Here is a 12018-nt window from a genome sequence, read left to right as displayed (position 1 = left end):
GCGTCAGTAAAGTAATTAAGTGGGTACCTAGTGCTTCCAATATCATACTAGGATACTCTATTGGAAGACCATCCTCCACCAAGTTTTATTTTGCACTATCCACTTAAAATATGGGAAGCATTAAAGATTTTTCACATTAGGATTGATAGTTCACCACACAAATATACGGTTTCACAACAAAACTGGATATGGAAGGTTTAATACCTAAAAAATCGACAATATCCTTAACTCCTCCACCGTTATAGGGTCTTTCACCATACTTGGGTCTAATAATCTGTTTAAATGCAGGTAAATCAGTTAAAGGGAGCATTATCATGATAACAAATTCCATAAAAACAGCCACATTCATACTTCTGATAATGGTTTCTGTATGGCACGGCAACGCACAACTAAGCAGTAGTATAGAGAACGGCAGTTTCAACACCTGTGGTAACAGCTTGCCCAATTCCCAATTAAACCTAGGCAGTTTATTTCTAACGGAAAACTTAGCAACCGATGTTGGCCAAGGCACCTATACGTTCTATTTGGAAGCCCCCTCCAACTTTGAGATTACAGCCAGCGAAGCTAATACAAGTGGGGCGGATATTTCATCGATCTCCGTAATCCAAGCCCCCAATAACACCTCCAGACTGGAAGTAACCGTAACCGCTAATGCCCAAGCAACAGTGGATGTGATTACTATAAAAAACGTGCGCATTACCTTAAAACCCACTGCCACTACTACAGATGGAAGTATTAAATATATACTGGATGGGAATACCAATCACCTAAATGGACTAACAGACGGAAAGGAAATTGCTACTATAGAATTTATACCCCTTTCTGGCGGAACCGGAGTAGATCAACAAGTATGTTCCCTATCCAAGGTACAGGCCATTGGGATTGCAGCCTCCAATATTATACAAAACAGAAGTTTTGCATGGGAAAAGGAAATAAACGGTAGTTGGGAGGCAATTCCTAATTCAAACAAAGAGTCCTTACCAATTAACTTGGCCAATATTACCAATGGGGTAAATAAATATAGACGAGCCACCTCATTCAATTTAAACGGACAGAGTTGTACAGAAATGAGCACCCCTGCCATCGTAACCGTAAATGAAATTACCCCAGGCCGAATTACAGAGGGAGCCTCTCAAAATATTTGTACGGGAGAAACTCCCCAACAATTAAATACCGCAGCTGAGGTAGCTGTAACCCCAGGAGGTCAACATTCCTACCAGTGGTACCAATACAATTCCGGGGAATGGCAACCCATTCCGAACGCTACCGAAAATTTTTATCAACCCCCGGCTTTAACTACCTCTACATCTTATAAAAGACGAATCACCAATGTATTAAATGGTTTTAGCTGTTATATGGATACTCCTGCAGCCACCATCACCGTAAACTCTTCTGTTTTAGGTGGCACAGCTACAGATCAAAAGATTTGCTCCCTAGAGGAGCTGCAATTGCTTACCATTAACAATGGGGAAAACAATGGCAGCTACCAATGGCAAAAACGTATCAACAACACTTGGGTAAATATTAATGGCGCTACCAATAGCACCTACAATGCGTCTGCCAATATTGCTCCCGGAGTACAGGAATATAGGCGTATCACCACCATTTCCGGTGCAAGCTGCCAAGGAATTAGTTCCGTGGCTACCATTACCTATACCAATTTTAATGTAGGGAATATTTCTGGTGCCGAAACCATTTGTTATAATCAGGTTCCCAATCCCATCACCTCAGCGAAGAATGCTTCAGGTTCCGGGACCATCTCCTACCAATGGGAAGCGAATAATGGAAATGCATGGACCTCAATTTCCGGGGCCACCAATGCGGAATATCAGCCTGTCGCCCTTACCCAAACCACAAAATACAGAAGACAGGACAGCATTGTACTAAATGGCCATAGTTGCTCGGAATATACCAACCAAATAGAAATTGTAGTGCTCCAAGAAATTCAAGGAGGAACTGCCAGCGTAGACCAAACTATTTGTCAGGCCGATATTCCAACCCCTATAACCATCGAAAACGGTACTCCCCAAGGCCCTAATATTACCTACCAATGGCAGGCGGCAACCACAGGAGGCTTCACCAATATTAATGGAGAAACCAATGCTTCCCTCAGTTTTTCCACAGCGCCAACGACTACCACAACCTACAGGAGACAGACCATTATAACAAATAATGCAACCGTTTGTCACGAGTTTTCTACAGAAAGCACCGTTTATGTGAACAGCCTAGGAATTGGCAGTATAGGTAATGACCAGGATGTCTGTGAAGGGCAGCAACCAGAGACCATTATTGCTTTGGGGAATACCACCACCCCAGGAAACCTAACCCATACTTGGGAAGCGTCTGTTGATAATGGTATCAGTTGGACTACCATTGCAGCGGCTAAAGGAACCACCTATACCCCAGGAATTCTTTCTACTTCTACCAAGTTTAGACGCTTAGATTCCAGTAGCTATCAGGGAAAAGTGTGTACTGCATACACCAATGAGGTAACCGTAAACGTAGCTGGAACAATTTCTGGCGGTGAAGGGTCTGCAGATCAGGTAGTATGTGAGGGAGAAGCTCCGGCCCCTATTACCGTTGCCAATGGAACCCCAGCTGGAACAGGAATAAATTACCAATGGTATTCCTCCACGGATAATATTGCATATACCCAAATACCAGGAGAAACTGGAGAAACCCTACATTTTTCCAATGGAATTACGGTCTCCACTTTCTACAAAAGACAAGTAACCAATACCAATAATGGTTTTAATTGCGAAGGATTTAGTACGCCTACCCAGGTTACCTTGCTTAGCCTAACGGCAGGAACTGTCGCCCAGACCCAAACCGTATGTGGTGATGCAAACATTCCCCCACTCACCAGTAGCGAAAATGCCACCTCTAACGGAACCATTGCCTACGCTTGGCAAAGCTCCACAGATGGGGAAAACTGGAATACAATTGCAAACGCCAACCAAGCCACCTTCACCCCAATAAATGAGGGGGAAATACAAACCTTTTATAGAAGGGTGGCTACCAGTACCCTGGGGACAAGCTCCTGTGAAGCTATTACCACCCCCGTATTAGTATATATAAACAAGTTTGAAGATCCAGCAAACCATAAAATCACCTTTTCTTCTGGGGCCACAGGAACTACAGAAATATGCAACGGTGGGGATCCACAACCTTTTGGGGTTAATTACCCTCTAATCGCTTCTGGTGAACTTACCTACCAATGGGAAGCTTCCGATGACAATATTAATTTTACCCAAATACCAGATGCCACCCAGGCTTTCTTTGACCCTCCGGTAGTAACAGAAAATAAATACTATAGAAGAATTACCACCTCTACCTTAAACGGAGTCAGTTGCAGTGTTACCAGTAACGTCCTAACCGTCATAAATGGAGGCAATGCCACAGGAGGAGTCATTGGGACTACCAATGCCAACGGTACCCAGGGTAGCAATGAGGAAGTAATCTGTAATGGGGACATTCCCAGTGGAATTATAGAGATGGAAGCATCCACTGGCGATGACACCCTAAGCTATCAGTGGTATAAAAACGGTAGTCTAATACCGGGAGCGACCAGTATAAACTTTGCTCCTTCGAACCCCATATTTAAAACAACCACCTATATAAGAACCACTACCAATACCGATATTAACGGGGTGGAGTGTATTGTAGATAGCAATCCGGTGACCGTTTTAGTTCCTCAAGCAGACAATCTAGGCCAGGACATCACTATTTGTTACAATGATATGCCTCCGTCCCTTGGCAATCCCAGTGCTATAGAAGGCCTGCCTTATTTAGACTTCCAATGGTATCAATCCGATGATAATATAACTTTTACCCCTATCGTAGGCGCAATCGATGCCACGTATTCAATGGGAGCCCCATTAACCGCAGACAAATATTTCCGAAGGGATTATCTCACCACTGTAGATAGTAGGGTGTGCGGACCTTTTGTACCGAGCAACGTAATAAAAATTAGTATTAACGATGTAGATGGTGGCAGTATTTCTGGAGCTCAAAAGATTTGTTTTGGAGACGATCCAAGCATCTTGGGAAGCACCGTAGATGCTACGGCAGACGGAGTCCTAAAATACCAGTGGTATTCCTCTATAGATAATGCCACTTGGGGAAAAATACAAGGGGCAACCAACGGCACCTACGACCCCCAAGCAGGCAACTACCCCACTACTTATTTCAAAAGAACCGCCATATCTACCTTAAATGGAGTACTATGCAAGGCTGATAGCAATATTATTGTTGTAGAGGTGTCAGACAAATTAGTACCAGGGAGCCTCACCAGCGATCAGACCCTTTGTGAGGGCAATACCCCAAGCACCCTAACCGTTACCGATGCAAGTAATTTTCCCGATCAACACTATAAGTGGTTAGCTTCCTTAGATGGGAATACGTGGACCGAAACAGGTGTCACCACCGCATCTTACACACCTCCTACTCCCACCGAAACAACCTACTATAAGAGGACCCTGACAAGGACTTCCCTAGGTGACCAAACCTGCACGGTAGCCACCAACCCTGTGAAGATTACATACAATGCCGTGGATGCCGGACAAATAGCAGATAATCAGTCTATCTGTGAAGGCGACCAACCTAAAGCGCTTGTAGAAATAGTTGCTGCTTCAGGGGCAGGCATCTTATCGTACCAGTGGTATTCTTCGGAAGACAACCAATCCTACCATCCGGTGGTTAATGCTAATCAACCAACCTATACTCCGCCTGCTACCTTAACAAAATCTACCTATTACAAAAGAAGTGTAACCAGTACCCTCAATGGAGTGGCTTGTTCCGATGAAACTGCCCCCATATTGGTAACGGTAATTCCCTATCCAATTATCAACAACCAGGATATTATTGCCAATGATATTACCGGTGTTAGTTGCTTTGGAGGAGATGATGGGCGTATTGTAATACCCAACGAAAGGATTACTGGAGGGAGTACCGCACAAAAACAGATGAATACCGTTTCATTTTTTGGAACCCCTACCCTAGGCAATAAATACAGTTTAATTATCAACGGAATTGTATACGAACATCAGGTTACCTTAAATGGCATTAACCAACCCCAGAACAATAGTGAAATTGCCGCTGCTTTGGCCCAAAAGGTAAACAGTGCAACGGGCGCCAAACTCAGTGAGGTTATTGCAGCCAGTAATTACCATGAGATTAGTTTAACCGCTAAAGTTGCGGGAATTAGTTTTACCGTTTATGTTAGTACGGGGAGTGACTCCAATGTTAGTGCATCCAATGTTCTAACCCAGGCCAACCGGGTTGCCAATACATATAAATGGATCAAAGTTGGCGATGATAGCTTTTCTGCCACTACCCTCAGCCTGAGTAATTTATCGGCAGGCGTTTATCAACTTACGGTATACAACGAGCGCTGTAGCGTTACCTCCCTGCCCTTTCAAGTATCAGAACCAGAGAAACTTACTATGTCTATTGGGGATACGTGTAATACGGTGATTACAGCAATCAGCGCAGGTGGGGTTGCACCCTTTACCTATACGCTGACCAAACCGGATGGAACCAGCACAGTACAAACCTCCAATAACCCCAAAATTACCTATACCGGATTAAGCGGAGGAGAAAACTATACGGTAACTGTGCAGGATGCTTCCTGTTCCATTTCCGTATCCAAATCGGTAACTCTTCCCATGGGATTACAATTTGACCAGGCTTCGGTTGTGGTGAAAAATGTTAGCTGTTTTGGTCAAAATGATGGATCTATAAGTTTAAATAATGGAACTACCACAGTAACCGGCGGCTTCCCTCCTTATAATTTTAGCTGGACAGGTCCCAACAATGTAAGCTATAACACAGAAAACATTAGTAATTTGGCTCCTGGGGTATACGTATTGTCGATCACAGATCAGGTAGGCTGCTCTACTACCTACACCGCCCATGTGGCCTCTAAGGCAGCAATGGAATTTAGCAGTATACAGCTAGTAAACGAGCAATTACAATGTGCCGAAGACTCCAACGCAGAAATAAACATTCAGGTAAAATCGGATCCAAGCAGTCAGTTACAAATAAATTGGTATAAGAATGGAACTAGCTATGCTACCAATACTACCAACCTTACCAATCTAGGTGGTGGTAGCTATGAGGTTGTGGTTACCGATACCAATAGCAATCCTGATGCCCCTTGTACTATCCGTAAGACCTTTGTTATAAAAGCCCCTCAGGCTTTTAGTGCTACCGAAATTGATTCGCAAAGTGCAAGTTGTTTCGATTCTAATACGGGAAGATCATTTACCATAGCTATAGAGGGCGGTACTGCACCTTACCAATATTCAATAAACAACGGTGCAGCGGTACTATTCAATTCTAAGGAAACCACAATAAGCGGTCTCAATAGCGAGGGCCATGTAATTACGGTTACCGATGCCAATCAATGTAAGGTAGAAACCTTTTACCTAGCTCCTTATGAGGCATTGTCCTACAAGGGCCCTCAGGAATTCACCTTGGCGCCATGTGAAGGGGAATATAACTTTTCGCTGGATACCAAATTGGTAAGCGGTGGTTCTCCTTTTAAGGATGCAGATAATACCCCGTATTATTTATACGATTGGGAAGGACCCGATAATTTTGTAGCACAGGATATAACCAGTTTCACAGCAATTCCGGGTACCTATACCTTAACTATTACCGATAGTAAGGACTGTATTTCCCAGCAACTCCATTTTACCTTTGCCACCTCCCATCCTCCAATTGTAGTGGACAAAACAGTAAAACCAGTAAGTTGTGGATCCACTAACGATGGGGCTATCTCTATCGCTGTTTCTGGTGGACTAAGGCCTTACTCCATAGTTTGGGAAAAGGAAGTTGCCGGAACCACTTCCAATCCCGACCCTCAATTTGCCCCCATGGGACAAAATAGAACGGAATTTAGCAATCTGGAAGAAGGTAGGTATAGGCTTACCGTAACAAGCAATATTAATGGATGTTCCAATGACGATCCATCTTATTACTACCGAGAAATAATACAGGTAAAGAAAACCGAATCGCTTCAAAAATTGGACGGACCATTTTTGGACGAAGCCTTATGTCTTGGAAATCCAGGGAGTATTTCCGTATCCATTTTTAACAGTTATGGGGGCGATGTAAGCTTCTATTATAATAATGCGCTAATGCCCTCTGTAAAAACCGATGTTAATACCTATTCCATTCAAATTGCCAATCCCATGGAAAATGCCTCCTTAAATGTAGTTAACGACCAAGGATGCGGCTTTACGCTACCTATTAGCACTGGGGTACCCGAGCCGTCCTTTAGCTATAGCTCGGCAGAATACGATATTACAGGACTTTTATTGGCCAAGGAAGATATTAGGTTCAACATCCATAATGAGGGTTACACCAAGGCAAGATGGGATTTTGGCGACGGAAGTCCCACAGTAAACATAGATCCCACTGTGGAGGGTTCCTTGGCAACCCACAGCTACAATTACCCCGGACAATTTACGGTTACCCTAAACCTATTTAATGAGCAAGGTTGTAGTAAATCCGTGCAGCAAACCGTACAGATTGGTAAGGGATACGACGTAATGTTCCCCAATGTCTTCTCTGCTAATGCAGATGGAATCAACGATTATTTTCAGGGTGAATTTACAGGGATATCGTCCTTTACCTTTCAAATTTTTGATATGTGGGGCAGCCTAGTTTACACTGTGGCCTATGATTATAACAACATGCCCATCCACTGGGGATGGAATGGAAACTATAGTTCTGGCAAACCCTATAAACACAAGTCATTTAGATACTTATTCGTAGGAACCACCAAGGACAACAACCAAATCACAAAAACTGGCGAAGCCTCCATATTAAGATAATAATGAAAAAAAATAATCTTATAACCTTACTGTTTATTGTTGTTTCGCTGGGGAGTTATGCACAGGAAAAATTTGTTCATAACCTCAGTAAGGTTCCTGCCTCCCTAAATCCAAGTTTTCATGCATTTAAGGACAAAACCCGAGTTGGGGTATTGGCAGAATTTGCAGGTCAGAATCAAGGTTCTCATTCGCAACACAAATACGCCTTTGGGTCCACCGCATTTGAAGAGTACAATTTTCAATTGGGAGTAGACCTTTTTAATAACAACCTCAACAATGAGGGATATAAATATACTTCGGCGGTACTCAGTTATATGTACAGATTAAGGCTTCCCAATGACTGGTTGTTGTACCCAGGAATTTCGGGGGGCTACAGCAACTACCGATACGATTTTAACAACCTTACGTTTCAAGATCAGATCAATATATTTTCGGGTCAAATAAGTGCCAATACCATAGACCCCATCACCGCATCGGAAAATATTGGGTATTTGGATCTAGGGGCTTCTGTTTTAGTACATAACGATATCAATATGCTCTTTGGGCTATCGTTTAAACATCTTAATCAGCCAAAAATATCTTCCAGACAAAGTGAAAATAACGTTAACCTTAATATGCTCATCTCCGGACAATTTGGGTATGAGCTGGATATCAATAAATACGGACAGGCAAAATTACCGGAGTTTTCATATCTATATTTTTTTAATGCGGTATCTGTACAGGGGCCCAATACCCGCTTAGATTTTTATCAGGATGTTACCTTGGGAAACTTTAGCATTGGTATAAATGAACATATTAATTTTATGGAAAATGCCTCTTTTACGGAGGTAGGATTTGCCAGCAGCCTGATATTGGAAACTTTTGAGTTGGGGCTGAATTATAGGTTGCCCTTTGGGGCCGAGGCCAAGCAATTTATTCCCAATTCGTTGGAATTATTTTTAGTGTTCGATATTTCCCGATTTAAAGAACGACGAAGATCCAATTATAGTAGGTTTTACTAAAGGGTCAGCTAATCCCTATTCAGGATTATAGGAATGTGCGTGCGGTACTCGTTTTTATAGGGAATACCCAAGGGAGAATGATTTTTCGGTTGCATAAACCCCTTGCTACCTCACTGCATGGATAAAAAAATAAAGGTAATGCTTCTCGGATTTAGCTTTAATAAGATATATTTATAACCTAGACAATCGCTAATTAGGCACTATAGGCATGAAAAAAATCTTTCTCTATTTACTGTTTCCCTTAATGATTTCAACTTCATGTAAGCAGGTGAAAAAACAGAACGAAGCTCCCACATCCGATGCAACGGTTACTCAACAAACTCCCACCCCAACTTCCATATATGTAGATTTGGAGGGCAATCCTATCTCCTTATCCGATTATCAGGGAAAGAAGATACTTCTCAATTTTTGGGCTACTTGGTGCAGACCTTGCATTGCCGAAATGCCCTCTTTGTTAAGAGCTAAAGAGATTTTAGAAAAGGAAAACTACCAATTTCTATTGGTCTCCGATCAATCCGTCAAGAAAATCACCGATTTTAAAGAGCGGGTAGATTATGATTTTAATTTTATCAGGACCACTGCTGCCCTTTCCCAATTAAATATCTATGCCCTTCCCACCACATTCATCTATAATGAAAAAGGGGAGAAAGTAGAGGAAATTACCGGCGCCGTTGAATGGGATGCTGAAACCATGATCACCAAACTTAAAAATATTCAGTAAATGCACGCCTTCAAATTTTCACCACTCCTCGTAATTATTCTCCTTGTAAGCGCTTGTAACACCGGGAATAAAAAAGAAAAAAAAGGGGCAACAACAGGCCAGGAAATAGTGCGTAATATTCCCTCTCCATCGGGTACGGGAAGTTCCCTTCCATTTTTATTTACAGATGGTAGCAATGCCATACTATCTTGGGTAGAAGCAGTTAATGATACCACACATCGCCTAAAATATGCCGAGCTAGTAGAGGATGCTTGGCAGCAACCGAAAGAAATAATCACAGGTAAGGATTGGTTTGTAAATTGGGCCGACTTCCCAATGATTACAGCGAATAATGGGAATTTACTTTCTCACGTGCTAAGGAAGTCGTCTCCCGGCACTTATTCATACGACATAAAATTGAACGTGCTCCCCGCTGGAGATTCCGTTTGGAGCACCTCCCTTCCCCTACACACAGATGGCACTGAGACAGAACATGGTTTTGTAACCGCACTCCCCTATAAAGAGAATTCATTTTTTGTTACTTGGCTCGATGGCCGAAATACTTCGAGCGCAGGACATGGCGAGGGGCATGCAGGTGCCATGAGCCTAAGAGCTGCCGAGGTTTCTGCAAAAGGATGGGTAGGCAATGAAGTTTTGTTGGACGATAGAACCTGCGATTGTTGCCAGACCACTGCCGCCATTACTTCTAATGGCCCAGTAGTACTCTATAGGGATCGTACCGAGGATGAAGTTAGGGATATTTCCATTACAAGAAGGGTTAACGGAAAATGGACTGCCCCAAGATCTATCAATGAGGATGGCTGGGAAATTAAGGGATGTCCTGTGAACGGCCCTAAGGCAGCCGCTATTGGCAATACGCTTGGGGTAAGCTGGTTTACTGCGGCCAATAACGAACCTAAAGTAAACCTGATTTTTTCCCATGATGGTGGCGAAAATTTTGATACTCCCATTGTTATAAGTGAAAAGGCTCCTTTGGGTAGGGTAGATTTATTAATGATAGATGAAGAATATGCCATCGTAAGCTGGATGGAAGCGACCGACACGGATGCACGCCTATTGGCGATGAAAGTACACGCTACCGGTAAAAAATACAACGCAATAGTAGTAGATAGTCTAAGCGCATCTAGAAGATCTGGTTTACCACAAATGGGGCTTGTAAAGGATAAGGTCCACTTTGCGTGGACAAATATATCGGAAAAAGAAACCTCTATTAAAACTGCCTATATTAACCTAAACAATTTTTAAGTTGGATTACTAAACCTAATTAATTAGGTGTTCTGGCTAATAGTAGCATTAAGTATTTATCACCTACAAAAAATCAGGTCTAGGGGCTATCCTTTTTTAATAATGTCATCCGTAAAGGATCCGCCGTGTTTTCCTTTGGAGAATTTGATTTCATTAAACGCATCGGATTTTCCCTTCGGAATGGATAAGCTCTTCCATTCGGCACCTTTAATCATTCGGCCTATATAAACCATTTGTCCTATATGGTAGGCATAGTGCGCCAATTGTCTATTTATTGCTTCAGGAATGGTATGTGCCTGATTTCTAATATAAATGGTAGAATCCAAATTTTCCTTATCAAGCAAGTTTAGAGCCGTAAAAACGGATTGCCAACCTTCATTCCATTTAAGCAACATTTCCTCCTTAGTCCTAATCACATCCTCAAATTCTAAATCGCGCTGACGCCAAACTTTTTCCCCATCCGTAGTTAGAAAGTCGGTCCACCTAGATTTCATATTTCCACAAAGATGGTGAACGATGATGGCTATGGAGTTAGACGCATCATTAAATTGCCAGAAAAAATCCTTTTCCTCCAACTGCTCCATTGTTTTTTCACCAAGGGACTTATAGTATTCAAAAAGTTGTATACTGATATGCAGTTCGCTTAGCTCCATTACAATCTTTTAGTTAGCAGAATTAATAGGCCTACAAATACTAGGTTAGGGGTTTTATACCAACGCCACCAACTAGTAACACTATAGTCTTTTGAAATAAGATTTCAAAAGCTAGCACCAGCTCCTATTATCTTTAGAGCGCAGTTTTTGAGCCATTAATGTTATAAAAAACATAGCGGAGGGGTATACAGCCCTATACCTTTGAAGCACCTAAGACGGAATCCAAAGGACAAGTGATTTAGTATAAAAAAAACCTACAAACAATTTTAAACACCTTTAATTACAGACTCTCTAAGGGGTCATAGGTAGTAAGAAAGGTATTTTTAGGATAGGTATAGCCCTTTGATTTCTTTGAAGAAATAGATTTTTTTCCCTCGACTTCCACAAAAACTTCATCCCGTTTATTAAAACTGTTTCGCGACCGCATCAACTTATAGCTATCTATAAAAACTTTATTCTCATGCTTCTCCTTTTTCATTTGGGAGGGATTTTAGAGGGTCTACATAATAAAATGGTAACACAAGTACCATTAAATGAAGCTTAGCTCCATTCTACAC

At 42.2% G+C, this 12018-nt stretch carries 6 protein-coding genes; 4 read left to right on the top strand and 2 right to left on the bottom strand.

What is annotated here, in order from left to right:
* Positions 1–314 precede the first annotated feature (314 nt).
* The 4 genes from F1E73_RS04350 to F1E73_RS04335 all read left to right on the top strand — a co-directional run bounded on the left by F1E73_RS04350 (position 315) and on the right by F1E73_RS04335 (position 10808).
* A complete protein-coding gene (locus tag F1E73_RS04350; protein ID WP_150451192.1) occupies positions 315–7841 on the top strand; it encodes a PKD domain-containing protein in 7527 nt (2508 codons plus the stop codon).
* 2 nt (positions 7842–7843) lie between these two features.
* Positions 7844–8842: a type IX secretion system membrane protein PorP/SprF gene (locus F1E73_RS04345; protein ID WP_150451191.1), complete on the top strand. Its 999-nt coding sequence runs from the start codon at positions 7844–7846 to the stop codon at positions 8840–8842.
* Positions 8843–9050: 208 nt separating this feature from the next.
* A complete protein-coding gene (locus F1E73_RS04340; protein WP_223883352.1) occupies positions 9051–9563 on the top strand; it encodes a TlpA family protein disulfide reductase in 513 nt (170 codons plus the stop codon).
* Positions 9564–10808, top strand: coding sequence for a hypothetical protein (locus tag F1E73_RS04335; RefSeq protein ID WP_150451190.1), 1245 nt, complete (start codon positions 9564–9566; stop codon positions 10806–10808).
* Between the two features lie 86 nt (positions 10809–10894).
* Here F1E73_RS04335 and F1E73_RS04330 read toward each other — a convergent pair whose 3' ends face one another.
* Positions 10895–11461: a DUF1572 family protein gene (locus F1E73_RS04330; protein WP_086477865.1), complete on the bottom strand. Its 567-nt coding sequence runs from the start codon at positions 11459–11461 to the stop codon at positions 10895–10897.
* A 280-nt stretch (positions 11462–11741) separates the two neighbouring features.
* Entirely contained in the window at positions 11742–11939 is a 198-nt protein-coding gene (locus tag F1E73_RS04325; RefSeq protein ID WP_086477864.1) for a hypothetical protein, read from the bottom strand.
* Positions 11940–12018: the final 79 nt, after the last annotated feature.

This window comes from Arenibacter lacus (genome assembly GCF_008711145.1).
Taxonomy (GTDB): Bacteria; Bacteroidota; Bacteroidia; order Flavobacteriales; family Flavobacteriaceae; genus Arenibacter; species Arenibacter amylolyticus.
Note: the sequence above shows the minus strand (reverse complement) of the source record. Positions and strands in the feature narration are given on the sequence as shown.

Excerpts from the sequence above, each read along its gene's own strand:
- F1E73_RS04350 (WP_150451192.1), top strand. The coding sequence starts at position 315 with ATGATAACAAATTCCATAAAAACAGCCACATTCATACTTCTGATAATG.
- F1E73_RS04345 (WP_150451191.1), top strand. The coding sequence starts at position 7,844 with ATGAAAAAAAATAATCTTATAACCTTACTGTTTATTGTTGTTTCGCTG.
- F1E73_RS04340 (WP_223883352.1), top strand. The coding sequence starts at position 9,051 with ATGAAAAAAATCTTTCTCTATTTACTGTTTCCCTTAATGATTTCAACT.
- F1E73_RS04335 (WP_150451190.1), top strand. The coding sequence starts at position 9,564 with ATGCACGCCTTCAAATTTTCACCACTCCTCGTAATTATTCTCCTTGTA.
- F1E73_RS04330 (WP_086477865.1), bottom strand. The coding sequence starts at position 11,461 with ATGGAGCTAAGCGAACTGCATATCAGTATACAACTTTTTGAATACTAT.
- F1E73_RS04325 (WP_086477864.1), bottom strand. The coding sequence starts at position 11,939 with ATGAAAAAGGAGAAGCATGAGAATAAAGTTTTTATAGATAGCTATAAG.